The following is a 24,357-nucleotide window of genomic DNA, read 5'->3' on the forward strand; positions in this document are numbered from 1 at the left end:
TCCATGATTCCGAACATCACCCAGGGCGACCGCATGGCGGGTCTGATGATCTACCTCGCCGGACCAGGGCGCGCCAACGAGCACGAAGAACCGCACCTTGTTGCCGGTGATTCGGCTCTCATGGCGTGGCACGACGACAACGAGCTGAACCGCGATGCTGCCCTTGACATCGCCAACGCACTTGACCGGGCCAAGCAGTTCTTCGGTACCGAAGTGGACGGCGGACACGTCTTCCACTGCTCGCTGAGTCTGGGCGCCGAAGAAGGCCAGCTCAGCGATGAGCGTTGGCGCGCTATCGCGGACGACTTCATGAAGGAAATGGACTTCACCGAGGACGGCGGAAAGGCGCCCGCCCGGTGGGTTGCAGTCCGTCACGGGCTGAGCAAGAACGGCAACGATCACATCCACATCGTTGCGTCGATGGTCCGGGACGACGGCACCAAATGGAACGCTTGGAAGAGTAAGTACAAGGCACAGCAGGCTGCCAGGACTCTGGAGAAGAAGTACGGACTGAACGCTCTCGGGGCCCTACGCGCGGAGCGCGGATTCACTCCGGCTGAACAGTCCAAGGCCGTTCGCCAGGGGCTGCCGGAAGTCGAGCGGCACAGCCTCGCCCGCAAGGTGCGCGTGTGCGCAGCGGCATCGACAGACGAGGCGGAGTTTGTCCGGCGTGCACGCCAGGAGGGCATGCTCGTGCGCCCCCGCTACGCGGCGGGACGTACCGACGTCGTGACCGGTTACTCTGTGGCTGAACGACCCCAAAAGGGTGAACGTGCCGTGTGGTTCGGCGGCAACTCGCTGGGACGTGACCTGGCGCTGCCCAAGCTCCGGGCAGAGTGGGAGAGTACCCCGGAGTCAGCGACCGCCGCGGTCGCTGAATGGAACGCTGCGGCGCGCAATCGCCGACCGGTACGACCCGGCCGGGAAACGCTGCAACCATCTGCTGAGCTGTGGAGCAAGTACGCCAATGACGTCAGTTCCCTCCGGGAGAAGCTGGCTACCACCCCGCACGACGATCATGCCGCCTGGGCGCAGGCAGCCCGCGAGACTGCGGCTGCCTTCGGGGCATGGTCCAAGCGGATCGAACCGACGCCGGGACCGCTGGCAGATGCCGCCAGGGAGCTGGCCAAGTCCGCCCAGCTGCGCCGTTACCCGGCACGCCCCGCAGTGTCCTTGCCGTCGGCGCGCGGAGCCACAATGATCATCCTGGCCGCGACGTCCAAGAGCGACCGTGCCGCATACGCACTCATGTTCCGGCAGCTCGCCCTGACGGCCCGGGCCATCCACGACATGCACAAGGCCACCGACGATCTGCGCCGGGTCCGGGGACTGTCCACAGCCGTCCAGGCGGCCAGCAAGGCAGTCGAAGCCAGCGCCACCGCGCACACACTCAGGGCACAGCCGATGTCGATGGAGGCGCTGCGCCAGCAGCACCCGGAAGCGTCCGAAGAAACCCTCAAAGCGAGGCTCCTGGTCGAACGTTCGCGAGGCGGCTCACCGCTGCCTCCCGTTCTGACTCGACCGGACCAAGCACAGCTGCAGGAAGCGCAGTCGAGGACCGAAGAGACCCACCGGCAGAACAGTCCAGGCATCGAGCGATAGGGGAAGAGCATGAGCGAGTCAGATGGAATCGAAGAGGCAGCCGACGGGGCGATGCGTACCGGCCTGATGGTTGCAGCCCGCATCGGCGAGCAGCTTGCCAGAATGCGCGAAGAGCAGCTGCGCACCATCGCCGCAGCCGAGGAGCAACGTGCGCGGGAGCTGCAGGAACGTTTCGACGCCCAGCGGGCTGCGGCCCGGGCACAGCTGGCGCCGGTCTCCCGCGAGGACTGGTGGGACAAAGCCACCCCTGAAATGATCGAACGGGTACACGAGACGGCCACGGCATGGAAAGCCTATGACCCCGAAGCTGCCCAAGCCGCCGAGAAAATCAGTGAAGAGGTCAAAGGCCGTTACGGCATCGACGTGAACAACCCCGGTGCGGACGAGGCGTCCGTGTCGGAGGCCCTTGCCCGGGCACAGCAAGCACGGTCCGAAGCCGAAAGTGAGCGGACCAAAGCGTCGGCCGCGCGGACTGATGAGGTCGTGGCAGGCGCAGCGGTCGCCGGCGCCAACCGGCAGGACCGGGCCAACAGCAGCGAACCGGCGTGGGATACAGCAGAACGGCGCCAGCAGCTGGCCGAAAACCTGGACGGCAAAGGTGACCGCGAAGCCGTGAACTCCCGGCTCCTGGCGGACAAGCACCAGGGCACCCACCCTTCGGCCGCCGTTGCCCAGAAACCTTCGGTAGCCAAGACATCAAAGATGGCCAGGCAAGGCGCCAAGGGCCGAACGCTTGAACGCGGAGGACTCGAACGCTGAGACCGGATGTAGCAATAAATGAGGACCGCCACGGCGGTCCTCATTTTTGTTTTGCCACATCCTGGCCGTCCTGAGATTTGGCCGCACACAGTCAGGGTGAGCCGGTTGTCATGGCCGGCCCACTCATCGGTGTGCACTTTTTGGAGCTGCGCCGCACACATGGTGAGCGAGAGGGTTCCCCGGGACCGGCTCACCACGAAATGCCCACAACGAAAGGTTGATTATGACCACCCTGCTCGCCCTGGCCGTTGCTGCCGCCGGAATCGCGGCTATCGCCGTTGGAATCTGGCTGTTTGGCCGTCTCGTCCCCGCAATCCGGGTGTCCGGCTCGCCGTACAACTGGCCCCTGCCGCTCCAGATCCTGATGGTGACCTCCGTCGCCCTCACGATCGGGGGAGCGATCATCCTGGGCGGCGTCTTCCCCGCTATCGGCTGATAGCACTTGTGGCTCCCCCCGGAAACCCGGGGGGAGCCACAAGACCTTCGAAGCTGATTCAGTCGAAAATGCCGCGTTCAGGTACAACGTGAGGCAGTGCCGTCTTGTCGGCGCTGCGGGCAATATGGCGGTTGTCGTGGGCGCACTTCTTGAAGGGGCCCTTGGTGTCCATGAGGACACGCATATGGGGGTCTGCGTGGTTGAGCCACCAGCTGCTCATTCCCAGCGCCGGCTCCAGGCGGAGGTGTTCCCAGGACCGCCACAGGGCTTCCATCCGGATCAAAGCCTCGGGGTGTTTGTACCACTCGGGGCACCACGCCAGCTCGGCACCCTCGTTGACGTCGCGGACGTAGGACGGCGCCAGCAGCTCGGCGAAGAACTCAATGGCGTTGTCATAGAACAACTCTGCAGCGGGCTCTCCATGGGAGTGTTCCGGCGCTGCCGGATGGGCTTCTTCATCGGCGAAGGCGTCCCCTCCGAAGTCTTCGCTCATTTCCTGGCCCCGTCGGTCCAGGGGTTGTGCGCCGGAACCGTCACCGGTTCCTGCGGCTGCTGCTTTGGAGCGGCGAGGGAGTCCTTGACCTTCTGCGCATGGGGGCCGTTCATCCACGGAATGGTTTCGATCATCGTTGCCGGGGCTCCGGAGGCGAGCAGGATCGCCCGGAACCTGGGCAGTGCCGTCAGGTCGGCCACGGACAGGATCTCGTCTTTGTTCTCCTGCCGCGAGGACGAGGATCCATGCTTGCTGTGGCTGCGGGAGACGTTGATGTAGCTGTACTGACCAATCAACCGCGAGAGTTCATCGAGGTAGGCGACTTCGGAAACGCCGCCGCCGTAGATTTTCACGTTCGACGCGGACCAGAGTTTCCGCATGCCTTCGAGGGACCAGACCTCCACGCCCTGGGACCAGGACTGGAGGATAGTCATGAGGATGATCCCGCGCGAGCCGTAGTGGCTGTACTGATCGGGCAGGGCCTTCCAGCGGCAGACGTTTGCAGCTTCATCGAGGATCCCCAGCAGCGGGGTGGCGAGACGGCCGCCGGGCTGGGAGGTGGCGTACTTTTCGGCTGCCTCCACCACGGCAACGGTCAGGGCGGTGACGAGGGGGCCGGCGGTGCCGACACCTTCGCGGGAGAGGCTGTAGAGCGTGCCTTTGCCCCGGACGAAGTCTTCGGGGACGAACTGCGGCCGCGGGTCCGTGTCTACTGTCGTGCCGTGCTGGGGCGTGACCCATTGGCTGACCTCGCGGTCAGTCAGGCAGGAAACCATTTGCCGGGCGGTGCCGTAGACGCCGGCACGCTGCTTTTCCGGTTCTCGGATGTGTCCCATCACCATGTCCGCGAGCAGGTCGTAGCCGGCGTTCCTGAGCAGTTCTGCAGGGGCCTCGTCGTGGGGGCGGGTGAGCCAGGTGTACACCTGTGTGACCGGGGCGGAGCCGAGGGAGGCGGCGAGCAAAAAGGCTTTGAGCAGGTTCTGCCCCGCCGGGTCGAAGTAGGCATCGGGTTTGGCCCCGGGTTCCTTGGAGCCGTTGGCGAAGTGCTGCGCCATGTTTCCGGCCGTGGCTTCGTTCTTCACGTAGGACAACGGGTTCCACCACCAGGTGGGCTCTTCCTCCGCGACGGCCTGCGGGTCAAAGACCCACACGTCGCCGGCCTCTGAACGGATCGGCCGCGTTACGTCCACGATGTCGCGCTTATTCGATGTCGCGATCACCGCACCGGGTGCGTCGAGGATGGCCGGGACAGCATAGGAGGTGGTCTTCATCGTCCGAGGTCCGGCAATGAGGATCAGCATGTCCTCCCACGAGGCCCACAGCGGGCGCTTCCCGGCAACGCTGCGACCAAGCCGGACCCCTGTCGAGTTCTCCACGCCGAGGCGCACCGCCGTGGCCGTGGCCCCTTTGGTGCCGAGATGATCAAGGTCTTTACCCCGGCCCATGTGGACGGCGGCCTTATCCACCCGGGTGCGTTTGTGCGCTGTCCGGGAGCGGATCACCAGCACCGTGATCGTCAGGGCAAGCAATACTCCGAACAGCACGCAGGCGACGATGGTGGACTGGACCGGCCAGGGCACCCGGCCCTTGGCAAGACCGGCCACCAGGTCAATTGGGTGGGCCGGTGGGGCAGCAAGGCCGGCCATCCAGGACCCGAGATGTGCCGAGACCCAGCTGCCGCCCCCAATGACGACAGCTGCGCCGATGGCCAGCCAGATCCCCAGCCCGTCGCCGAGCCCAGTGCCTTTACGGTTCGGAGCACTCATGCCGCCCCCTCCTCCTGGATCGGAGCTGCCGCTTCCAGCAGGGATTCTGCCGGAGCGTGCCAGCGCTTGTTGGTGTCGTTCAGGGAGGCCTCGATGGAAGTCAGTCCGATCTGGACGGGGATGCCCGGGCGGCCGCCGACCTTGATCAGGAATTTCCCGCGCCCCGGAGGTTCGACGTCGCCGCCGCGGGAGTCCCATGCAGGCGGGTCCTGCCAGGAGATGAGCTTTTGCTGTTCCTGCCGGGACAGCGGTATCGCTGAGGTCAGCAGCGGCATTTCGGAGGCGGGGAGGCCGCCGCAGATGACCATGCCGGAGCGTTCGACGAACCCCCGGGCCTTCATCCGGTCCTCTTCCGCCGGGAGCGCCAGCAGGTCGGACATGGTGTGGGAAATCATGATCTGCCCGACACCAACGGACCGGTTGAGCCTCGTGAGGGCATCCACCCGGTCCACCATGCCCTTGCCGGCGCGCAGGGCCCGCCACAGCTCATCCAGAACGACGAAGTAGTTCCTGCGCGGTTCCAGCCCTGCGTCGGCGAGGGCGTTGGCGACGTTGACGGTGCCGAAGCCGTAGGACCAGCAGGCCAGCAGCACGGCTGCCTGTAGGTCCGTTTCTGTCTCGTCAATGCTGGAGACATCGAAGACCACGGCCCGGTCACGCCGCATCGGGTTCGTGGTGTGACGGGAAAATATCTCTCCGAGTTTGCCGCCGCCGGTCAGGCCCAGCAGGGTCGCTTCCAGTGCCCGGGTCTCCTGCAGGTAGACGTTCATGTCGCCGCGGTCCAGCGCGACCTGGCGCAGCTCGTCCGGAGCGGCGGTGATGACGTCGAGCAGGTCTTTCAGGACGGGAACACCGTCGAAGGAGTCATCGAGGAAGCGCAGGGCGCGGTCCAGGATGGTCTGTTCCTGATCGGTCGGCGGGTTGTTCCGGCTGATCGTAATGAGGGAAACGACCATGTTCAGGCGACGGCCGTGGGCATCGGCCCGGACCCGGACGGCTGCTTCGTGGTGTCCTCGTTCCTCGAGGAGCTGCGCGACCTCGATGGCCTGTCCCGGGTCCAGGATGTTCAGGTAGCCGCGTCCTCGGCCGAGTTCGATGACCTGCCCTCCGATTGCGCCAATGGCGTCCACGTGCTCGCCCTTCAAATCCCCAAGCACCAGCGGATGAACGCCTTGGCCGGACAGGCCCAGCATCATCCGGCGCACGAGGGTGGACTTCCCCAAGCCCGGTTTGCCGAGGACGAACGCGGAGGGGTTGGAAATCAGGTGAGCGCGCTGGAACCAGCTGATCGGATCACAGCAGACCGTCGCCTGTGTTTCTTCGTGCCGCCCCAGGGGGACGCCGACCATGGGAGATGACGCACCGGAGGAAAACGGCCACAGGCCGCAAACTTGCACTGTCGTCCCACGGTACTCACGTACCGCCGGGACCAAGGCCGCAGCTCCGCCACCGCGGCCGGCCCAGCCACGGGACCCGGGACCACGCAAGCGGGCCGGGCGATCCGCGGACACGCGGCGGGTGCGGGCCTCAGATTCCACACCGTCAAGGAACGGATTCTTCTTCTTCCGTCGAAAGAGCTTCTGCATCACAGGGCCTCTCTGATTTCGGTGGGCAGCAGGATGTGCTTGGGCAGGACCAGTCCGAGCGGCAGGGACGCGGCGAACGCGGTGTCCTGGGAGCCGTACGCACGCCGCAGGAGCACCCGGGCCGTACCGGATGTCTGCTCCACCGCGGCGACCGCATCGGGAAGCCGAGCCGGGTCGGTCACGGTGGCGGTGACGACCATGCCGAAGTTCACCAGCCCGGCACCTTGTGCTTCTTCCTGAGCAGTTTGTGCAGCGGAGCGGGCGTCGACCAGCGCGCGGGCTGAGGGGCGACCTCCCGAGGTGATGCGGACGTTGGCGTTGTTCTGATCCCGCTCGACTACCGCAGCGGCCCGGGCTGAATCCATCGGGCGGTAGAGCAGGGACACGCGCTTGCGGTCAATGTCCCCGTGCGGAGCCAACAGTCGGGAGAGAACTGAGGAATTCACCGAGCCGCGGGGTGCGCCCGTCATGGTCCAGGAGACCGAGAAGGCGGAATCGTGGCGGTAGTCATCCCAGCTCGCCTGCGTCGCAGAGGGGCCGACTTCGCTCCAAGTGAGCGCGACCGGGGATCCGGCGGCGTGGGCTTCATCGATGATCAAAGCCGCGGGCGGGTCGTAAGCGATGCGAACGACCTCGCAGAGCTCCTGTGCCGACATCGGCCGGGCGATGCCGGCCCCAGTGGTCTGCAGCCGGGCACCGAGTCCGGGGATGCGGGATGCAAGGTCTCGGGCGACTTCTTCGGGTTCGCGCTTCCGGGACCCAGAGCGGAGTGCTGCGGTGAACGTCAGGGATACCCAGGCCCGCACGGTGGCCGAGCCTTCCGGGTAGGTGCGGACGACCTCGCGGAGGATTGCCTTCGCGGCCTCCGGGGCATCGGGGTGGATGTTCATTTCGACCTCGTTGCGCAGCCGGTAGCCGGAGTCCGGGGCGGTCTCCACGGTCACGGCCGCGGCCTCAAGGCCGGCTTCATCCCCAAGCCCGGCGATCCAGCCGCCCCAGTTCGCAACCCAGGCATCAACCTGTTCCGGATCTACCAGGGAAGCGCCGTCAGGTTCGGTGGAGAAGACCACGGTGAAGTGGTTTGTGGTGGGGACATGAAGCATGGCGAACGGGCGGTTGTAGGAGTCGTTGAACTCGTACAGCCGGGACTTAGCCGCAAGGCCGGGGAGCTGGAACATCCCCCACTCGGTGACCCCAAGCGGGCCGGAACGGTAGAGGTTGGTCCCAGCGGAACGCGCGAGACGGAAGTTCATCCGCGTCGCAAACCGGTCCACGATGGACTGCCCATGCTTGTCCTTGACCGTCAGCAGCAGCACGAGCAGTCCGGCAACGGCCAACACGCTCAGCCCCGGCAGGAGGCCCCAGATCGCGAAGGTAATGATGCCGGCCAACAGGCCGGTCATGACGATGCCCGTGCCGATGGCCCCCAGGCTCCCCAGCCCGGCGGAACGGGGAACCCGCCAGTTGCCGTACGACGGTTCCTTGTATTCGGTATTAATTGCTGCCACTGGGGCCCTCCCCGGTTGAGTCCTGTGCGGTTTGTTGTGCGGCCTGAGAGACCTTTGACGCTGCCTGTGCTCCTGCGGCGACTGCAATTCCGGCCGGCCCGGCGGCCTTCGCCGCTCCCGACGCGGCACCGGCACCGGCGGAACCTGCTCCTGCGCCGGCCCCTGACCCCGCGGTAGCGGGGCCCCCTGCGCCCTTGCCCGGTGCCCCTCCAGGACCCGATGAGCCGGGGGTGGGCTTGCCGTTGCCGCCGTTACTGCCGCCCGCCCCCTTGCTGCCCTGTGCGCCGGCGCTCTGGCCAGGCTGACTGGGCGGCGTGGGCGACGCGTTACCGCGTCCACTGCCGGAACGGCCCATCGAGACAGCGCCCGTGGCTACCGCTCCCACCGCCGCACCCGCTGCCGCGCCGGAACCGGAAGCGACAGCTCCGACCATCGGGGTAACGAAACGCATCAGGGCTGGAAGGGCGAGAAGGGCAACGATCATCAACGTGAACCCCGTGATGGAACCGATCAGGGCATCCTTCCCGCTGGTCTTGCTCATCAACAGGAACGCGACCGAATACACAACGGCGGCGGCCGGCTTATAGAGAATGAAGGCGATGGTCCAACCAATTGCCTTCTGGAACCACTGCCTGCCCATCTCGGTATTCGTGAAGGCGGCCGTGGTGGGCAAGATGCCGGCCAGGATCACCAACATGCCGCTGCGCACGACCATGAGGACGATCTGGACCAGGGAGGCAATCAACCCGATCAAGCCGAGGATGATGAGGATGAAGACCGCATCGCTTGTGTGAACAGCGGTGATTTTCTGGAACGCATCGGCGAACCCTTTGCCGTCCGTTGATCTTTCGATGATGACGTTCGCGAAGAAATCGGCGGCGGTCACCAGAATCGAGATCGTGGCAAGGCCAATGGCCGACACCAAAGTAAGGGTGAGCAGGGAACGGAGCAGGTCTTTTAGGGGTGCCCCGCGTTGCTCCCAAATCATCCGGATGCCGCCGAGGATGACAGCCAGGACTGCCAGGGTCAGCGTCCAAGGCATCAACTCGCTGTTTACAACGGATACGACTGGGCTGGCGGTCGCCCCGTCCTCGCTGGTGAGGTTCACAGTAGGCATGGACACCCAGAAGGTAGACAGTGTCGTCACCATCTGGCTCATTCCCTCCATGATCGACTTCGCCAAATTCCCGATCGAATCGTTGGCTATGTCTTCGATGACGTTGCCGATGCCGCATCCCAAGTCTCCGAATTTGCACTCGGCCATGTCAGACTCCGGACCAGAGAATCAGGCCGCTGAGGTCCCTGATTTGAGTCGCCCCCATGTATGTGGTGCCATCGTCAGCTGGCTTTACTTTCCAGTCACCGTCCATCCATCGCATTGATAACGTCGTGCGTCCGAGTGCGCCTTTGTCGGTTTCAAAGGCAAGATCGATGTTTGCCTCACCGGGGGTGTACGACTTGATGAGGAATCCTCGAACCTGAATGGGGGTACTGGAGCCCGTAGTGCGCGAATCGGCTGCCGCCTGACGCATTGCTGCATCCCTGCCAGCTCCCGGTACTAGGAGCTTGTCGGCTAGCTTCTGTTCCAGGTCAGTAGAACCAGAGGACCCAAGAGCAACGATATTCATTGCCGCATACAGGGCGCCGGTTGGTGAGTGCGCGAAGCAAGTGCGAAAGCCGGAGCTGTCGGACTCCCCCGGGCCGAAAGTCTTTGGGTCCGTTGGGGTCGCTATGCGCCCCACTAACTCCCACTTTGATTGCGGTGCCGTACCCAGCGTGGTTTCCGCTGATCCGGGCAGCCCACAAATGCTCTTGCCTCCGTCACTTGAAGCGCTGGGGCTGGCGGTGACTGTGCTGCTCGAAGCCGGCGCGGGCTCCGCACTGCTCTGTCCTTTAGGGAGCAGGAAGATGACGATCCCTACCGCAACCAGCGCAACCACCATCGCGGCCGCGACGATGAACCCAGGTCTGGTGAACGGATTGCTCTCGGTTGTGCTCTCTGTTGACTGGCTCATACGGAACCTCCCGTTGATGATGCTGGTTTAGACGAAGGCGCGGACGATACCGGAGGCGCCGGTGATGATGATGCAGCCAGCCAGGACCCAGCCGAGTTTGCCGATGGACTCGCCGCCTTCGCCGCGGCGGAGCTGGATGACCATGCCGATGCCGACGATGATGACGCCCAGGACGCCGAGGACCAAGCCGATGCCGGAGGCCCAGTTCAGAACGGTCAGTAGGCCTTTGGCCTGTTCCGGGACGGTGGGTGTCGGGTTTGGGATGACGCTTGCTGCAAATGCGGAGAAGGAGTTCATGGTGAGACCTTTCAGTTGGTGTTGCTGTGGGTGGTGTCGATAGCCAGGGCGGCTAGGTCAGTGATGAAGCGTTGGTATTCGCGGGCCGGCGGGGTGGTGGAATCTCCATGCCGCCATTCCTCTACCCAGGGCAGGGTCCAGTAGCGGGGGGCTCCCCCGCCGACTATGGCGGTGAAGTCCCGCAAGGGTTTGGGGGTCTTCCCGGGTGCGTCCGCGAGGACGGCGAGGCCGAGCAGCTCGAGCTCCGGTGCCGCACCTGATGCCCACTGGGTCAGGGCGCTCCGGGCCGCTGTCAGGCCGCGCATGTCTGCACGGCAGACCAGCAGCACCCGCGGCTTGCCACCGTCCTGGAGGATGGGCCAGCAGTGACCGGTGGCGCGTGCACCGCCGATGAGGTCGGCAATTCGGCTTTCGCCGGATCCACCGTGGGTGCCGGTGATCCACAGCGTCGCGAAGCCCGCGACCACACGGCGGCCAAGCCGGTCAGCGGCATCTGGTTCGACCATTCCCCTCAGCGGCGCATTGATCACGGCCGCCGGCGGCACGGGCACCTCCGGAGCTGCCGTGTCCGCGGTGCCGGCCGGAGCTGGGCGGGTGATCCAAGGGTTCAGGGATTGTTGCATGGTTGCCTCCTTTCAGGGTCCGGTGGCGGGTGGTTCAGAAGCCTTTGGCGACGGCGGCCGCGGCCGCGAGCCATGCCCGCTGGGTCGCGGGCTGGAGCGCTTCGTAGCGGATGGGTCCGTTGACCAGGGCGGGGTCGTACGGGATCCGGACGACGGCGCGCACGAACGGCTCGAAGCCGTCCGCGATGCGCTGGGCCTCGGCTTTCGCCCGTTTGAGGGCATCCCCGGTCATGCTCCGTTTGGCGTCGGTGGATTCGGAGACGATCACGACGGCGTTGCGTGCCAGCTCGGCGTCGTGGCCGCCACGGGATTCGAGGGTCTGCAGCGTCAGCCGTGCGGCTTCTGCGCGGTCCTCGATGGCGGTGACCGGGACGACGAGCTGGTTGGTGTGGTCGATCATCCGCCGCCAGTTCGCTGCGCGGGCGGTGTTGCCGGAGTCCATGATGACCAGGCGGTAGTAGCGGGTGAGGACCTGGTGGGCGATGTCCACTTCCTCGGCGGTGACTTCGTGGTCGCCTTCCTCGTTTTCGTCTGAGCGCAGCACGTCGAACTTGTCGGCGGTCTGGTGGTGGACGAACTTGGCGATTTCTGCCGCGTTTGTGGACGGGGACAGCAGCTCGGTGGAGGAATCGATCAGGTCCAAAACGCTGCGGTCGTGGGCGCCTTTCTCGGTCCGCCATCCCAAGGTGCCCTGGGATTCGTTGTTGTCCCACGCCACCGTGGCTGCGCCGCTGTAGCGGGCAAGGATTGCCGAGAGCATCACCACGGTCGGGGTCTTGTTGGCCCCACCCTTGCGGTTGACCACGGCGATGGTTCGCGGGCCGGGCCAGTGCTGGCTTACGGTGCGGATGTCTTCGCGCTCGGCCAGCTCCTCCGCTGAAGGGTCCATGCGGAAGCCCAGCCGGGTCAGGGTCCCGCGCCAGCCCTGCGTGGCGGGCTCCAGCACTGGGGCGCTGACCAGGAAGGAGGTCTCCTTCAAACTACGCCGGGTCACCGGAGCATCAGCTTCAACAGCTTGCTGCGGTGCCTCGCTAGCGGGGGCAGCTTCTTCGGCCGGCAGAGTGTCCACGGCAAGCGGCGGCCAGGGCTGACGTTCAACCACGGGCTGGGCCGGCTCTGGTTTCACCAGAGGCGCTGCGGCGGGAGCGGTGTCGCTGACCTTCGGGGCGGCCGCCGCGGATGCGCCGGTGCGGCGGCGAGCAGGCCGCGGTTCGTAGGAGACGGATTCGACGTTTCCGTCCGGGTGGACGATCAGTTCGCCGTGGCCCTCGGGATCTTCGATGCGGACCCGGACGGGGCGTTGCAGCGTCCTGGCTTCGGCTACGACGAGGGCCAGGGCGTTGTCGCGCAGGTCCTGCAGGGTCTCCCCTGCCGGGACGACGCGCGAGTTGCCTGCCACGATGACTTCGGCGGTGCCGTTGTCGCTGATGATGGCCTTGATGTTCGGGAAGGCCAGGACCTCTGTTGGTGTGGTGCTCATGAAACCTGTTTCCTTTACGTTGACGGGGTTAGTGAGGTGCGGGCGTTCAGGATGTGGGTGGGGTGAGTCGGTTGACCTTCCACGGGGCTTCCGGGCCGGTGCGGAGCAGCTGCACGGTGTAGGTGCCGGCGTCGGTTGGAACGGCTGCCATGACGCCGTAGCCGTTGGCCTCATCGACTGTCAGCGTTGCGGGGCCGGTGACCCTGGTGGCGGGGACGTTGGCGGGGTCCACGGCGGAGTAGTCCGCGGTGGCCTGGGGTGTGAGCCAGCGGGCGAGGTCGTTGGCCCACTGCTTCTCCTCCAGGCCCGGGCGGGCGAAGTCCGTCATTGCCTTTTGGGCGGTGTCTGCGGCGGCGTCCTTGCTGGCCTGATCCCAGCTGATGCCGATGGTGGCCGGGACAGTGCCGCCCGGGGCCTGCGGGCCGCTGCCCGCGCTCAGGGAGACCGGTGCCGAGGCTGTGGCGGCTGCGCTGGTCGCCGGGGCCGGTGTGGTGTCCGCTGCCGGTGCGCAGGCCGTGCACAACAGGACCATCGCGGTCAGTGCCAGTGGCTTTTTCACTTCTTCTCCTCTTGGGTGGGCAGATACAGGAAGGCTGACGGGACCGTATTGCTCACGGTGCGGGTGTAGTAGTTGTGGTCATCCGGTGGCGGGTTGCCGTTGTAGCCCTCTTCGACGTAGGTCCCGTTGTCCTTGACTTCCTTGACCACAGCGACGTGCCCATAGGTGGGGTCCGCTCCCCCGGCGCCGGGCGCGTACCAAACCACCGCGCCCACCTTGGGTGTGCTGCCAGTGGCCCAGCCCTTGGCGTCCCAGCCGGCCTTCCAGGTCAGGGCGGAACCGAGGCCCTGTCCGTCCGGGCGGAAGGTGCCGTTGAGGAATTTGAACGGTGCGCTGGTGGATCCCATCTGCTGATTCACCCGCCACAGGGCAAAGTCCACGCATTCGCGATAGAACATGCCCAGCGGCGAGGCCGCCGCTGCTCCCGCTCCGGCCTGCATCCACGTGGGTGAGTTCTTCCACGGGTAGTCATCCCCGGCGCCCGACTGCCCTGGAATGGCGCAGCCGCCGCCTTCCAGCGAGAACTTGCCGTCCGAGAGTGCCTGGACGAGTTTCACGGCTTCGGGCCAGTACTTCTGGTAGTGGTAGGGGTCCGCGTTCCGCTGGACCTTGTTGCCGGCAATGGTGGGCTCCAGCAGTTCCCATCCGGCTACCTTCTGCAGCGCCTTGATGAAGTTGGTCGCGCTGATGGTGGGGTCCATACGGTCCGAGTACGAGCCCCAGGCACCGTTTCCACGCTGTTGGAACAACCCGCGGGAATCCGGCCCCGCGCTGTCTCCGCGGTCCAGAACGCGCAGCCCAGACTCCCCCAGGGCGACCATGACGCTGATCATCTGGCCCTTCGCGGGCAGATTCCGTGCCTTGCCAGCACCCATGATCGCCGCGGCATTCTTCAACTGCTCCTGGGAGTACCCCTCGACCTTTGTATCGCTGTTGATGGTGACTGAGACGGTCGGGCCGCAGTCGGCAGCGGCCGGCTTCGCCGGGGCAAGGAGCAAGAGGATGGAAAAGACTAATCCGAACAAGATGCCGGGGACCACGATCAGGGCCACGAGGCCAAGCGACTTCCGCTGCATCACGACGGACCCTTGCTGCGGAGGCAGACGGGCCAGTTGGCGTCGAACAGCGTCGTCATCCTGCTTCCCCCCAATTTGAACCTGCCTTCACCTGATGGCGACTGACTTCTACCTTGAGCATAGCGGCTAATTTAATTACCCGCTACAGTGTTGCTATGCGAGCACACACGCAGGTACGGCAAGATTGCAGGTATGCCCAGGTATGCCCATCCGAAGACCGCTGCTCATTTGGAGCCGGTCATTAATGCGTTCGGGAACCTGACCAGAGTGGCCATCATTGGGTTCCTGGCGCAGCACGGTCCTGCCACGCGGGGCGAGGTCGCGACGGGCCTCAGCATCGGGGTGGCGACGGCGAAGCACAATCTGCAGTTGCTCACCGACGAGGGAATTACCTCCCAGGATCCGCCGGCTACGGAAGAGCGCAATGGGATGAGGGTGCAGTATTTGCTGGCGCGGGAAGAGGTTGAGCGGCGCTACAGGCTGCTGGGCGAAGCTTTGGGTGTAGTTACGGAGGGCGACTAAACGCCCCCTGCCACCGGCTCCACTGCCACCCCTGGCTGGGTGGTGATAGTCAGGACGGCCCGAAGAACGGCTTCCGGCGGCCTGCAGGTAGCGGCGCATACACCAATCCTACTGAAATAATTTCAGTAGTGAATTTCTTTCAGTCGGGCGTGGTGCCTTCAGGTCGGGGCCGGGCTGGAAGATTCCTTAAGGCCTCCGTTACTGCGCGGACAGCGTCGATGTTCACTTCGCCCAGGACGCGAGCAGCAAAATGTTCTACCTCTGAGATGCGCAGCGCTTCGATCAGCCGAAGTTCGGCTTCGACCCTCTCGGGAACAGGGCCGCTGCGCTGCAGCAGGTAATCGGGGTCCACATCGAAGAAGTACGCGAGAGCTTTCAGCAGCTCGGGGTCCCACCGGTTATCCGGGGACCCCGCCAGGAGCCGATGCCACCGGGTCTTCGTCAGATTGAAGCCCTGTTCGGCCAGGCCGGCGCGGATCTCTTCGTAGGTGAAGCTGGCGGCACCCTTGGCGTGCACGATGTCGAGAAGGAGTTGCAGCTTGGACGCCAAGACCTCCCGGTCTGTCCTGCTGTCAACGGGGTCGGTGCCCTCAGTCATTTTTCCTGCTCTCGGAGCTGCATCTGGCCGTTCGTTGTACCGGTCTGCTGTTCCAAAACTGGGGACCCTGAACGTTCAGAAAAAATACTATGTCAGTTCAGAATCAGCACGCAGGCTGATCCGAATACGACAAGCCCTGTTACGAACCCGGCCAGCACCTGCGAGAGCGTGTGATCCTTCAGATAGACCCTTGACCAGCACACCAAAGGCGCGGCGATCACAAACGGGATTGACCAGACTCCGAAGAGTATTGCCGATGAGATCGTCGCTCCCCCAAGAGTCATGGCGTGCCCGGACACTTTCCAAAACGGGCTGACGATAATGAGTGCCAGGATTCCCCCAAGAATCCCGGCAATCAGCGCCCACACCGTTAGCGGGGTGTCGATCAGCGTCAGTATTCCGCAGCCAACAAGAGCCGATGCCAGCGTCCACAGCATCACCGGCCGGCGCTGCTTTTTGTCCCCCACATGGTGATCGGTAAGTGTCCCTCGGCGGGCAAGAATGACCACCACCAGCAACGGCGCCAGACAGATCGTCACGGCAGCCACTAGCCCAGGAATCAGTGCGGCCACCCCTCCCCCACCACGCGCTGAAGCGAGAACGAGCAGCAGCGAGAGAACGAGAGGCGGCTGGGCCACTTCCGTTGAAATGCGCGCGATTCGTTGAATCACCGAAGGGGTAACGACCGCGAATTGGGTGTCTGTAGCCACCTAGATTTCCGCCCTTTTCCTAAGCTCCAGCCCGAGGGGCTCGAATGTGTTGGTCAACCGTCGCTGAGCCAGGACAAGCGCCCTCTCAGCCGGCGGGGAATACTTTGCTTGCTGGCCCGCGGCGCGAAGGTCCCCTATGGCAATAACCAAGGTGTATAGCCGCTCGGCCGGGCGCGGGCCCAGGACGTCCACCGCAAAAGCGAAGCGTTCTCCCTGGGCCTTTAGGGCAGGGAACTTGCAGTGGAGGACGAGAATCCAGAACCGATCCACGAGAGCCAGCCTGCGCCAGAGCCGCAGCATTGGCGGAATGCCGAGGCCCAGCGATGTGAGCAGGATTCCGCTGTAGAAGAAGGGCGTGAACAGCAGGTACGCCAGATCAGTTAGGGAACTGCTGAAACCGGCGAAACGGAGGCTCATGTAAATGATTTCGTCAATACAGCCCAGGACCATGAGGCCCATTCCGATACCAACGACCGTGGCGCTGGCGCGCACCGTTCGGCTGTCACGTGGACCAATGCTGACCCGCAGGACGGACAGGCCCAGACCGCCAAGGATCGCCATGTAGACCGTTGCGTAAACATAGACCGCTGGCTGGTGCACGGTTTCCGGTATGAAGGCATCCGTCGTCGGGACGAAGGATTGAAGCGTGAACGGGATGACTATGGCCAGCAAGAGTGCGGCCAGAAACAGTGGCCTGCGAGTCACGCGCTGCTTGGTCTCCGGTTCCGTGGACAGTGCACTGAAAACACCCTCCCGGACCAGCCACACCGCAGCGGTAACGAGGAGGTTCCTCACCAGGTGGAGCCAGTTTGTCCCCCCGATGAGAGCGTCAAGGGTGCTTTCAGGGACGATTTGGCCGGTACAGAAGAGACCCACGACGCCGACGCCGGTTGCTCCCAGGAACGCCGTCGATGCGTTGTGGCGCGCCACGAGGTACAACCGTGCCACGAAGACAATCGTTAGCAGCCAGAATGCAGCTTGAATCACAGTCCAAAAATCCGTTCTGCGTTGGAGACGCAGGTGTCCTGGCCTGTGACCAGGCGTTGAGCCAGTGCATAGGCGAGGTTTTCCGCCGCCTGCTCCGCCTCTTCCAGGGGAATCGCAGCGGGCCGGCACATCCAACTGATCCCGCGGCGCTTGCCAATTCCCGAGAAGAAACCGGCCGACTCCAGCCCGTCAGCCGGTTCGCCCTTGTGCCCCAACAGGATGTGCCCGAATTCGTGCAGAATGACGTGCCGACACCAGAATGCGTGACCGCGGCGGTATTGAATGAGACCTCGATCGGGCATATCGACCCAGCGGCCGGTGACACCGGCTGCTAGGACCTCGTCTGCGACTTCGTCGAACTCCAACGGTTTGCCGTAGGCGCGCTCTACTGCGCTGATCAGGTGTGGGAGGGTGGGCGAGGCCGGCAGCTGCAAGGACTCGATCGTTCGCAGGGACAATTCAGTAGGTTCTAACAATTGGTTCCCCATCAGTTCCCACCCCAGTGAACATGCCACTGAAATAATTTCAGTGATGTGTAGTATTGGTTTAGCGCCTGACTCGACTAGTCAGGCAAGGGCAAACCATACCAAGGTGCCCTTAACTCTGCTTGTCACGCGGCGCTCATCTGTCATTTCCCCACGTCAGATAGGTAAACGATGCGACACGCTGTACTTGTCGACCTTTGTACCTCGCCACGGTCATGGGTTTCGGAGAAGCTGCAGGATGGTGAAGTGGCACCGAAACCGGGGCCGGCCGACAATAAGCGCGACACGCCGAAAGCCATCCCACTTAAACGAATCTGATTCATGTTGGGTATGAGAAGTAACTTCGGTCCTGGGGAGGGAAAATGGCACAGCGAAGCAAGGGCGAACGCCACGTGATCACAGCACGGCTGCCTATCTCCGATGCAGAGAAACTGGCGGCCGTTGTGGACGCCACCAAGGAAAGTCGGAGCGATCTAATTGCCAGGCTTGTCCACGCTCATCTGAAGACCGTAGATCTTGACCGCCTTCGGCACCACCAGGAGGCTTTGCCTATCGCGAAGGCCAGTTAACGAAGAAGGCCCGCTTGCGCGGGCCTTCGAAAAGTATTTGTTCAGATCCTCATCTTGGCGGATCGGCGATCTGAACTTTTTCCAACGCCTACGAGTAGGTGCCGTTTTTCGTACCCTCCGGAGAGGAGTAACTGCTGTCTATGGTACAGCCCTACCCATGCGCGTCAACAACGACGCGGCCCGAACGCCTTGCTGAGCCGTCGCCGGTCGAGGCATGGGCGCTGGCGCCCCTGATCGCGGGGCAGCCCACTTACCGGACTGGCCGGTGGATCGGTCCCCGGTTCCAGTACCCGCGGCCGGCAACTCTTCCCGCCATCACGAAGTCGCTGCCCGAGCGTCCTGCAGCGGTCATGATTCACGGCGCGGACGGATCCGTGAGCACGCTCTGCATCGACTTGGATACCTCCAAGGCACTGAAGAGCGTCGTGGACGCAGACGCGGCACGACTCAGAAAGCTTTTGGGCGAAGCCAACGTCGGTTACGTGGAGGACTTCTCCCCCAGCGGCGGCAGGCACCTCTACGTTCCCCTGCAACGACGCCTCACGGCCGCCGAAGCCCGTGAGCTCGTCGAGGCCCTCAGCCTTCTCGCCCCAAGCCTTGACCCGAGCCCCCACCAGAACATCACCGACGGATGCATCCGTGTCCCTGGCTCAAGGCATAAGACCGGTGGTCACCAGACCCTTGTCACTCCCCTGGCAAAGGCGTACGCCACACTCCGCGTTCGTAACTCGCCACGTGCCGTGGCAGCACTTCGTGCGGCCCTTGCCCCGGAGCTGGCCCGCAACAAGGCCATCCACCAGCGCCAGGCCAAAGCAGCAACGACAGCCAGGGCTACTGGCGCCCAGCTCTCCATGGCCGGCGGCAGTGAGACGCCCCTGCGCCGGATTGCACGCACCGGGCTCTATGACACTGCCAAGTACGCCAGCCCCTCAGAGGCCCGTCTGGGCGTACTGAACCACTTCGCTGGCTGCGGCTGGTCACTGCAAGACGTAGAAAACGAACTCAGCGGCCAGTTCCCCGGTCTGGCAGCCCTCTACGGCACGCAAGCAAACCAAGCCAGGCTCCTCCCCTTCGAATGGTCCAAAGCTCAGGCCTACACCAACGCCGGCAGCACCCAAAAGCGCAGGTCCCGCGAAACCGGGAAAAACAATGCCCTTATTAACAACACAAGCCCTACTGAACTCACAGGGGGGGCCACCAACCGAAGCTCCGCTTCAATCCACCAACTCGTCAACGACTTGGAAAACGTTCTGTACGCCGTACTGGACCACCGGCTATCAGCTAGGGGCCGGGAAGGACTTAGTCTGCGACTCTTGATCCGCGGGCTGCTGGGCTACATGCGGGCGAAAGAGACAGATTTGCTCGACGTCGGTTGCCGAACCCTCGCCGTCGCCTTGGGCAAACATCACGTCACCATTGCCCGGCTGCTGCCCGTGCTGGCCCAGGCTTCAGACGGGATCCTTACCAAAGTCGCGGACGCCCGCCACAAGGCGGCAGACGTCTACCTCATCCAGTTGCCCCAGCACTACCAACAACTAGCGAGGGAGCTGACATGGCGCAAAGGACGTATTCATGCTGTGCGGCCCGTCTTCCGCCACCTTGGGGATGTTGCAGCTCTCGTATACGAGGCCATTGAACGGGAACGCCGCTCCCCCACCACCGCAGACCTTGTCCGCTCCACAAGCATTAGCCGAAACGCCGTATCAACGGCGCTGGCAGAAATGGAAGCCCTGGGCATGATCCAGCGCGTCCACGGCCAGTGGAAGACCGTGGCGGTCAACCTCACCAATTTGGCCGCCCGGTTGGGTGTCCTGGAGGACTACCAGAGCCATATCAGCCGCAACCGGTTTGAACGCGCTGCCTGGCACGCATACCTGGACCGGTTCCTCATCAAGCACCTCGAGGAACAAGACCTGTACGACCCCGAGCGGGACGAATACTGGCTGCCGCCTGACGAGTCACACATTTGGGACGCTGCATAGGTAACCAGAGCGCCACACCGCGCCTGGGAAGGCGTATGCAGCTTTTACCGGCAAATAGGTCTAATCGGGTGATTAGGTATAAAAGTCCTAAAGGGTGGTATATAGTTTTTATACCTAATAGATATCCATCCGCCGGGCGCCTGACTCGGTAGGGGATCGGCCTCGGGGCTGGGCCTATTAGGGACATAAGCGTTAATAGAGCCTTTAGGGCGCGTGTCGCTATAAGCGACATTAGGGACATTGAATACATTGGGACCATCACCGATTGGAGATTCCATGGCAGCGACCATCTACGCCCTCATCAATCAGAAGGGCGGCGTCGGTAAGACGACAGAAACCTACAACCTGACCAGGGCGTTGGTTGCCTCCGGCAAACGCGTCCTGGCAATAGACGCCGACCCGCAGGGCAACCTCAGCGGCATCCTGTCTGCAGACAGCGTGGAAGCTGACCAGCTCACGTTTGCTGATGTTCTGCTGGGGGAGAAGGTCCACGACGTGGAAGTGGACGGCATCTGGGAGGGACTCGTTGTTCTACCCGGCAACTCCAACACGACCAAAGCCATCCAGCAGCTGCACACTGAGCACGGCCGCGAGTACCGGCTCAAGGAAGCCCTGACGGACAGCCTGGACCGCTACGACATCGTCCTGATCGACTGTGCACCCAGTTTGGAGCTCCACACCATCAACGCGCTTGCGGCTGCTCACCGCGCCCTCGTCATCTGCCAGCCGGGCAAGTTCTCCCTTGACGGTTTGAGCCAGCTGCAGCTGAGTTTCGACAGCGTTTCCCGTTACTACAACCCCCTACTCACAGTGGCCGGAGTGATAGTCAACGGAAACCGCAACACGCTTACGCATCGGGCCTGGATTGGCGATCTCGCCGAAGCCTCACCCTGGAGGGTATTCGAGCCCTACGTGCCTTATTGGAGCGTCATCCAGGACGCCATGGAGGCCGGCCTGGGCCTGGACGAATGGCCCGGAGACGATAAGGCGCGGCAAGCCTACGAAATTTACGCACGACATCTGGCGCACCTCGATGAAATCGAGCTTCGCCCACACCTGGAGAAGATGTTCCCAAAGCACGACTACAGCACTCTGGAGAGCTGACATGGCACAACGACCTGCACGGCGAAAGAGCACCCTCGGGGCAGCGCACCCGATCGAGCATCAAAACAATCAGACGTCAGTGGCGACGAAACAAGAAGATGTGGACCTTCCCGCCGAGACTACGGGCCTGACCCCTCCACCTTCGCCGGCAAAGGAAGAACCTGCCGCTCCGGTGGCTACGTCCAAGGGTGCCAATAGGGCCGGCAAGGCGCAGCCCAAGGGAGCCTTCTACGCGGACGAGGACGTACTGGAACGCATCCGGGCCGCATGGTTTCACACCCCAACGACCGCGGCCGAGCGCGAAGCATCATTTTCAGACTTCCTCCGGGAAGCTGCGTTGGAACGAATGCAGCGGCGCGAGAAAACCTACAACGACGGCAATCCGTTTCCCTTCGTCCCCTCCGGCAAAATCGCCCGCGGGCGACGCTAAAGCATGGGTCTGTTATCTCTATTAGGCCTAATAGAGATAACAGACCTTATAACGCGGGCCAGGACTAGACTGGGCCGGTGATAATCACCGGCACAGTCACCACATCGGACGGAACCTTCGACTACCTCAGCGCTGAAGCAGCGACCTATGAGGAAGCCCGGGCACAGCTGGACGCGCTCCTGTCGCCGGATCAAAAGCTCATTGTCATTCGCACCGACAAGGACTAAGCCGTAGGGCGACACTTCCCAGGGAACCGAGTTTTGCCCCTGGGGGGGTTATGCTCCGGAGCTGCCATGCAAAGGCCACTGTTCCGGCAGCACGACGCTCTCCGCCTCTAGTTCCGGGCGCGGGCGGACGTATCTCACCGCATGGCGGAACGCGTTGCCCGTCCAGGCGGCGTCGGCGGAAATCTCCACCACCAGGGGCTCCACCAAAGTCAGGGACACGGGCCCTTTGGTTTTGCTGAACCTATTCAGCATGGTTTCGGTGATTACCTCCGGCCATGGATGAGTGCCCTGCGGCCGATGCAGGTAGGCGGACAGTTCGCGTGCAGCCTTCGCGGTAAGTGGCGTGGAACGTCCAACAATCCGCAGTCGGCCCTCAATGGGCAGGCCGGCGACAATGTATTGGGGCCGGTCCAGTGGGCCTATGACGGCAGCGCACACCACGTCCAGGGATTCGCGGCGCTTGACCTTTACCCACTGGCGCACGGGCTGATAGTTCTGGGCGGCGCCTTTGACGACGAGCCCTTCCAGGCCAGCGTGGTGTAGTTCCTCGAACCATTTGAGGGCCTGGGGGCGGTCCCTGGTTGCGGGGGAGAGGTTCAGCGGAGGCTCCCATTCGCCGGCGAGCTGCTCCAGCAACTCCCGCCGCTGCGACAGGGGCGCTTCCCTGATGTCGTGTCCTGCGACGGCCAGCAAATCGAAGGCAACGAACGAGGCCGGGTGTTCCCTGACCAGGGCGGGCAGGCTGGCTTTTGAGGTCACAAGACGCCGCTGCAGCGCGTCAAAATCGAGCCTGTCAGCGGTCCACATGACCGCTTCTCCGTCGAGAACACACCCGGGCGGAACCTGGTCCGCCAAAGCCTCCGCGAGGTCCGGAAAATAGGGGGTCAGGTCCTTGCCCTGGCGCGACCACAAAGAAACGCCGGCGGTTCCTATCAGGGCGCACATTCGGAAGCCATCCCACTTCGGCTCATAGACGCTGCCGCCCGGCAGCGCCGCCTCAGCCGGGACCGATTCAACTGCTTTCGCAAGTGCCAGAGGCACGGGCGGCTGCAGCGTGGCCGGGACGTCCTCAGTCATGACAGCCACGCTACCGCCGCCAGCCCCAAGAGGAGTTCAGGCGGCTGCCGCCCCCGCGTCCGTGATGCCAGCCAGCAACCATTGCTCCGACAGCGGCTCCCGGCGCAGCTCGAACGTGCGCAGCGCCGAGGTCGAGGTCAGGCGGACCTGCACCTGCCAATGCTCCACACTCACCAGGTCACCGCACCCGACAGGTGCCCGCTTGGCGGTGTTCCACCAGTCCGCACGGGTGAACCAGCGCACCGGGTCCGCGGCGACAGCCCAAATGCGCCCGTCGTACCTGACGGCCAAGGGAATGCCCTTTGCCGTGAACCGGACCTGCACCGGCAGGTCCAGAGTCTCATCACTTGCTGTTCTTGCCACGGGTCCGCTCTCCCAAGTTCCTGTTCATCATTTCCTCCCGACGGGTAACCGCCGAACTCCACACCCAAGTCCGGTACGTCACCGGCCCGTCCTTCCACGTGACCTCAGCTGCTTTCGCTGTCCAGGCGAAGACCTCACCGTCCACCAGCTCAGCGCAGTTCGGGAACCGAATCCACGCTTTCACCGGGATGCCCGGATAGCCGTTCTTGACCGGGAAGTGCTCGAAATCGAGCTCTTCCACGGTCAACCCGATTGGGCCGGCCCGCCGTGCGTACTGCGCCTGCAGCGCGGCCGCAAAACTCTCGGAGGACATACCACAACCTTAGAACACATATTCGAATAGACACGCCAATAGAAGGTGGCCAATGGTTTGGCCGCCACTGCTCATCTTCACCTAGGGGTCCGACAAATGGACCCGGGTTATACCCAATGGGGACAGGGCGGTTTCTCACGGACGTTGCAACAGGGGGGTGCCTTGAACATACCTGCTGAGGCGGGGATCGAATACCAGTACTACTCCGGGTGTGACGTTGGCCCTTCGGGCATCGTTCGCCCCAGTCAGGGAGCTAGGTTGCCGTGAGGAAACCGTTACCAGCCCTAGTATTGTGGTGCTCTTTCCCACGGCATACTCTTTGAGCCTGATCGGGAATTGGGGTGCGGTCGGATGGCCGGAAAAATCAGACTCTCGCTATTGGTCGCTACGCTATTGGCCGTTCTGGTTGCTGCGTGCGCAGGTCCTGTCACGCCGTTGGCAGACGCCTCGTCCGAATCGCCGGCCCCTACTGCTTCCGGCCTGCCAACCATGCTCTATACACACTGCGGCATCAAGGAATTGCAGGTCGATGACACGTTCTTCCTCGCCGAAACACCATTGGACGACGGCCAGGGCAATCCCCCTCCTGGATGGGGAAACCCTTATCAGGCCGGCACTGTGACCGTGTCCGGCTCAAAAGCTGTATTTCGGGATGACAATGGCCACATCTTCACTTTCCTGGCTCGTCCGGGTGCCACAGGCTTTCTCAATATCTGTTCCTAAGGGCCGACAGGCCGCGCGGTAAGGGAGCCTTTAGCTGGCGCCCTCAGTTAAAGGTGACCTGAACGGG

27 protein-coding genes are annotated in these 24,357 nt (G+C 63.6%); 9 read left to right on the forward strand and 18 right to left on the reverse strand.

Features of this window, described 5'->3' with window-relative positions; translation table 11 throughout:
* Window positions 1-3 precede the first annotated feature (3 nt).
* From ACFO0G_RS19380 to ACFO0G_RS19390, 3 genes are all read left to right on the forward strand, one after another.
* Window positions 4-1,602, forward strand: coding sequence for a relaxase/mobilization nuclease domain-containing protein (locus ACFO0G_RS19380; RefSeq protein WP_376979657.1), 1,599 nt, complete (start codon window positions 4-6; stop codon window positions 1,600-1,602).
* A gap of 9 nt (window positions 1,603-1,611) precedes the next feature.
* Window positions 1,612-2,361 (forward strand): hypothetical protein, encoded by a 750-nt coding sequence (locus ACFO0G_RS19385; RefSeq protein ID WP_376979659.1) that lies wholly within the window; start codon window positions 1,612-1,614, stop codon window positions 2,359-2,361.
* A gap of 223 nt (window positions 2,362-2,584) precedes the next feature.
* Window positions 2,585-2,797 carry a hypothetical protein gene (locus ACFO0G_RS19390; protein ID WP_376979661.1) on the forward strand — a complete coding sequence of 71 codons (213 nt, stop codon included), beginning with the start codon at window positions 2,585-2,587 and terminating at the stop codon, window positions 2,795-2,797.
* 58 nt (window positions 2,798-2,855) lie between these two features.
* Here the strand turns inward: ACFO0G_RS19390 and ACFO0G_RS19395 are convergent, their stop codons facing one another.
* Genes ACFO0G_RS19395 through ACFO0G_RS19445 form a run of 11 tightly spaced genes read right to left on the reverse strand, consistent with a single transcriptional unit; the run spans window position 2,856 to window position 14,200 of the window.
* Window positions 2,856-3,290 (reverse strand): DUF4913 domain-containing protein, encoded by a 435-nt coding sequence (locus ACFO0G_RS19395; RefSeq protein WP_376979663.1) that lies wholly within the window; start codon window positions 3,288-3,290, stop codon window positions 2,856-2,858.
* Window positions 3,287-5,056, reverse strand: coding sequence for a type IV secretory system conjugative DNA transfer family protein (locus tag ACFO0G_RS19400; protein ID WP_376979665.1), 1,770 nt, complete (start codon window positions 5,054-5,056; stop codon window positions 3,287-3,289). The genes ACFO0G_RS19395 and ACFO0G_RS19400 overlap by 4 nt, the downstream gene beginning before the upstream one ends.
* The gene (locus ACFO0G_RS19405; protein WP_376979667.1) at window positions 5,053-6,642 is read right to left on the reverse strand and encodes a helicase HerA domain-containing protein; all 1,590 of its coding nucleotides are present in this window, start codon (window positions 6,640-6,642) and stop codon (window positions 5,053-5,055) included. Before ACFO0G_RS19405 ends, ACFO0G_RS19400 begins: the two co-directional genes overlap by 4 nt.
* Complete coding sequence (locus ACFO0G_RS19410; RefSeq protein ID WP_376979669.1) at window positions 6,642-8,150, reverse strand: SCO6880 family protein; 1,509 nt, start codon at window positions 8,148-8,150, stop codon at window positions 6,642-6,644. The genes ACFO0G_RS19405 and ACFO0G_RS19410 overlap by 1 nt, the downstream gene beginning before the upstream one ends.
* Window positions 8,137-9,414: a hypothetical protein gene (locus tag ACFO0G_RS19415; protein ID WP_376979671.1), complete on the reverse strand. Its 1,278-nt coding sequence runs from the start codon at window positions 9,412-9,414 to the stop codon at window positions 8,137-8,139. The genes ACFO0G_RS19410 and ACFO0G_RS19415 overlap by 14 nt, the downstream gene beginning before the upstream one ends.
* A gap of 1 nt (window position 9,415) precedes the next feature.
* Window positions 9,416-10,165 carry a DUF8175 domain-containg protein gene (locus ACFO0G_RS19420; protein WP_376979673.1) on the reverse strand — a complete coding sequence of 250 codons (750 nt, stop codon included), beginning with the start codon at window positions 10,163-10,165 and terminating at the stop codon, window positions 9,416-9,418.
* A 27-nt stretch (window positions 10,166-10,192) separates the two neighbouring features.
* Window positions 10,193-10,462, reverse strand: coding sequence for a TrbC/VirB2 family protein (locus ACFO0G_RS19425; RefSeq protein ID WP_066435403.1), 270 nt, complete (start codon window positions 10,460-10,462; stop codon window positions 10,193-10,195).
* 11 nt (window positions 10,463-10,473) lie between these two features.
* The gene (locus ACFO0G_RS19430; protein ID WP_376979676.1) at window positions 10,474-11,085 is read right to left on the reverse strand and encodes a DUF6668 family protein; all 612 of its coding nucleotides are present in this window, start codon (window positions 11,083-11,085) and stop codon (window positions 10,474-10,476) included.
* Window positions 11,086-11,119: 34 nt separating this feature from the next.
* Window positions 11,120-12,565, reverse strand: coding sequence for a chromosome partitioning protein ParA (locus ACFO0G_RS19435; RefSeq protein WP_376979678.1), 1,446 nt, complete (start codon window positions 12,563-12,565; stop codon window positions 11,120-11,122).
* A gap of 46 nt (window positions 12,566-12,611) precedes the next feature.
* A complete protein-coding gene (locus tag ACFO0G_RS19440; protein ID WP_376979680.1) occupies window positions 12,612-13,124 on the reverse strand; it encodes a hypothetical protein in 513 nt (170 codons plus the stop codon).
* Complete coding sequence (locus tag ACFO0G_RS19445; RefSeq protein WP_376979716.1) at window positions 13,121-14,200, reverse strand: CHAP domain-containing protein; 1,080 nt, start codon at window positions 14,198-14,200, stop codon at window positions 13,121-13,123. Before ACFO0G_RS19445 ends, ACFO0G_RS19440 begins: the two co-directional genes overlap by 4 nt.
* A gap of 192 nt (window positions 14,201-14,392) precedes the next feature.
* On the opposite strand from ACFO0G_RS19445, the gene ACFO0G_RS19450 reads away from it, so the two are divergent.
* The gene (locus tag ACFO0G_RS19450) at window positions 14,393-14,722 is read left to right on the forward strand and encodes an ArsR/SmtB family transcription factor (RefSeq protein ID WP_364316557.1); all 330 of its coding nucleotides are present in this window, start codon (window positions 14,393-14,395) and stop codon (window positions 14,720-14,722) included.
* Window positions 14,723-14,861: 139 nt separating this feature from the next.
* Here the strand turns inward: ACFO0G_RS19450 and ACFO0G_RS19455 are convergent, their stop codons facing one another.
* The 4 genes from ACFO0G_RS19455 to ACFO0G_RS19470 form a co-directional block, all read right to left on the reverse strand.
* Window positions 14,862-15,320 (reverse strand): hypothetical protein, encoded by a 459-nt coding sequence (locus tag ACFO0G_RS19455; RefSeq protein WP_376979682.1) that lies wholly within the window; start codon window positions 15,318-15,320, stop codon window positions 14,862-14,864.
* Between the two features lie 92 nt (window positions 15,321-15,412).
* Window positions 15,413-16,030 (reverse strand): phosphatase PAP2 family protein, encoded by a 618-nt coding sequence (locus tag ACFO0G_RS19460; protein ID WP_376979684.1) that lies wholly within the window; start codon window positions 16,028-16,030, stop codon window positions 15,413-15,415.
* On the reverse strand, window positions 16,031-16,978 hold the full coding sequence (locus tag ACFO0G_RS19465) for a hypothetical protein (RefSeq protein WP_376979686.1): 948 nt from the start codon (window positions 16,976-16,978) through the stop codon (window positions 16,031-16,033). It abuts the gene before it with no gap.
* Window positions 16,979-17,013: 35 nt separating this feature from the next.
* Window positions 17,014-17,451 (reverse strand): hypothetical protein, encoded by a 438-nt coding sequence (locus ACFO0G_RS19470; RefSeq protein WP_376979688.1) that lies wholly within the window; start codon window positions 17,449-17,451, stop codon window positions 17,014-17,016.
* A 760-nt stretch (window positions 17,452-18,211) separates the two neighbouring features.
* On the opposite strand from ACFO0G_RS19470, the gene ACFO0G_RS19475 reads away from it, so the two are divergent.
* The 4 genes from ACFO0G_RS19475 (at window position 18,212) to ACFO0G_RS19490 (ending at window position 21,814) form a co-directional block, all read left to right on the forward strand.
* The gene (locus ACFO0G_RS19475; RefSeq protein ID WP_376979690.1) at window positions 18,212-20,053 is read left to right on the forward strand and encodes a hypothetical protein; all 1,842 of its coding nucleotides are present in this window, start codon (window positions 18,212-18,214) and stop codon (window positions 20,051-20,053) included.
* 276 nt (window positions 20,054-20,329) lie between these two features.
* Window positions 20,330-21,157 (forward strand): ParA family protein, encoded by an 828-nt coding sequence (locus ACFO0G_RS19480; protein WP_376979692.1) that lies wholly within the window; start codon window positions 20,330-20,332, stop codon window positions 21,155-21,157.
* Between the two features lies 1 nt (window position 21,158).
* A complete protein-coding gene (locus tag ACFO0G_RS19485) occupies window positions 21,159-21,587 on the forward strand; it encodes a hypothetical protein (protein ID WP_376979694.1) in 429 nt (142 codons plus the stop codon).
* Window positions 21,588-21,664: 77 nt separating this feature from the next.
* Complete coding sequence (locus ACFO0G_RS19490) at window positions 21,665-21,814, forward strand: hypothetical protein (protein WP_376979696.1); 150 nt, start codon at window positions 21,665-21,667, stop codon at window positions 21,812-21,814.
* A gap of 48 nt (window positions 21,815-21,862) precedes the next feature.
* Here ACFO0G_RS19490 and ACFO0G_RS19495 read toward each other — a convergent pair whose 3' ends face one another.
* From ACFO0G_RS19495 to ACFO0G_RS19505, 3 genes are read right to left on the reverse strand one after another with little or no spacing between them, the layout of a single operon-like run.
* A complete protein-coding gene (locus tag ACFO0G_RS19495; protein ID WP_376979698.1) occupies window positions 21,863-22,891 on the reverse strand; it encodes an ATP-dependent DNA ligase in 1,029 nt (342 codons plus the stop codon).
* A gap of 36 nt (window positions 22,892-22,927) precedes the next feature.
* Window positions 22,928-23,254, reverse strand: coding sequence for a hypothetical protein (locus ACFO0G_RS19500; RefSeq protein WP_376979700.1), 327 nt, complete (start codon window positions 23,252-23,254; stop codon window positions 22,928-22,930).
* Window positions 23,235-23,567 (reverse strand): hypothetical protein, encoded by a 333-nt coding sequence (locus ACFO0G_RS19505; protein ID WP_191036494.1) that lies wholly within the window; start codon window positions 23,565-23,567, stop codon window positions 23,235-23,237. The genes ACFO0G_RS19500 and ACFO0G_RS19505 overlap by 20 nt, the downstream gene beginning before the upstream one ends.
* A 351-nt stretch (window positions 23,568-23,918) precedes the next feature.
* Between ACFO0G_RS19505 and ACFO0G_RS19510 the strand changes: the two genes are divergently transcribed.
* Entirely contained in the window at window positions 23,919-24,290 is a 372-nt protein-coding gene (locus tag ACFO0G_RS19510; protein ID WP_376979702.1) for a hypothetical protein, read from the forward strand.
* Window positions 24,291-24,357: the final 67 nt, after the last annotated feature.

Origin of the sequence: Arthrobacter sedimenti, from assembly GCF_042652025.1 — a bacterium.
Classification (GTDB): domain Bacteria; phylum Actinomycetota; class Actinomycetes; order Actinomycetales; family Micrococcaceae; genus Arthrobacter; species Arthrobacter sedimenti.

What these genes read in the sequence shown, in the direction of transcription:
- ACFO0G_RS19475 (WP_376979690.1), top strand. Translation starts at nt 18,212, where the DNA reads ATGGTACAGCCCTACCCATGCGCGTCAACAACGACGCGGCCCGAACGC.
- ACFO0G_RS19400 (WP_376979665.1), bottom strand. Translation starts at nt 5,056, where the DNA reads ATGAGTGCTCCGAACCGTAAAGGCACTGGGCTCGGCGACGGGCTGGGG.
- ACFO0G_RS19405 (WP_376979667.1), bottom strand. Translation starts at nt 6,642, where the DNA reads ATGCAGAAGCTCTTTCGACGGAAGAAGAAGAATCCGTTCCTTGACGGT.
- ACFO0G_RS19425 (WP_066435403.1), bottom strand. Translation starts at nt 10,462, where the DNA reads ATGAACTCCTTCTCCGCATTTGCAGCAAGCGTCATCCCAAACCCGACA.
- ACFO0G_RS19495 (WP_376979698.1), bottom strand. Translation starts at nt 22,891, where the DNA reads ATGACTGAGGACGTCCCGGCCACGCTGCAGCCGCCCGTGCCTCTGGCA.
- ACFO0G_RS19385 (WP_376979659.1), top strand. Translation starts at nt 1,612, where the DNA reads ATGAGCGAGTCAGATGGAATCGAAGAGGCAGCCGACGGGGCGATGCGT.
- ACFO0G_RS19435 (WP_376979678.1), bottom strand. Translation starts at nt 12,565, where the DNA reads ATGAGCACCACACCAACAGAGGTCCTGGCCTTCCCGAACATCAAGGCC.
- ACFO0G_RS19420 (WP_376979673.1), bottom strand. Translation starts at nt 10,165, where the DNA reads ATGAGCCAGTCAACAGAGAGCACAACCGAGAGCAATCCGTTCACCAGA.
- ACFO0G_RS19390 (WP_376979661.1), top strand. Translation starts at nt 2,585, where the DNA reads ATGACCACCCTGCTCGCCCTGGCCGTTGCTGCCGCCGGAATCGCGGCT.
- ACFO0G_RS19480 (WP_376979692.1), top strand. Translation starts at nt 20,330, where the DNA reads ATGGCAGCGACCATCTACGCCCTCATCAATCAGAAGGGCGGCGTCGGT.
- ACFO0G_RS19395 (WP_376979663.1), bottom strand. Translation starts at nt 3,290, where the DNA reads ATGAGCGAAGACTTCGGAGGGGACGCCTTCGCCGATGAAGAAGCCCAT.
- ACFO0G_RS19455 (WP_376979682.1), bottom strand. Translation starts at nt 15,320, where the DNA reads ATGACTGAGGGCACCGACCCCGTTGACAGCAGGACAGACCGGGAGGTC.
- ACFO0G_RS19445 (WP_376979716.1), bottom strand. Translation starts at nt 14,200, where the DNA reads ATGCAGCGGAAGTCGCTTGGCCTCGTGGCCCTGATCGTGGTCCCCGGC.
- ACFO0G_RS19485 (WP_376979694.1), top strand. Translation starts at nt 21,159, where the DNA reads ATGGCACAACGACCTGCACGGCGAAAGAGCACCCTCGGGGCAGCGCAC.
- ACFO0G_RS19430 (WP_376979676.1), bottom strand. Translation starts at nt 11,085, where the DNA reads ATGCAACAATCCCTGAACCCTTGGATCACCCGCCCAGCTCCGGCCGGC.
- ACFO0G_RS19415 (WP_376979671.1), bottom strand. Translation starts at nt 9,414, where the DNA reads ATGGCCGAGTGCAAATTCGGAGACTTGGGATGCGGCATCGGCAACGTC.
- ACFO0G_RS19380 (WP_376979657.1), top strand. Translation starts at nt 4, where the DNA reads ATGATTCCGAACATCACCCAGGGCGACCGCATGGCGGGTCTGATGATC.
- ACFO0G_RS19450 (WP_364316557.1), top strand. Translation starts at nt 14,393, where the DNA reads ATGCCCAGGTATGCCCATCCGAAGACCGCTGCTCATTTGGAGCCGGTC.
- ACFO0G_RS19510 (WP_376979702.1), top strand. Translation starts at nt 23,919, where the DNA reads ATGGCCGGAAAAATCAGACTCTCGCTATTGGTCGCTACGCTATTGGCC.
- ACFO0G_RS19505 (WP_191036494.1), bottom strand. Translation starts at nt 23,567, where the DNA reads ATGTCCTCCGAGAGTTTTGCGGCCGCGCTGCAGGCGCAGTACGCACGG.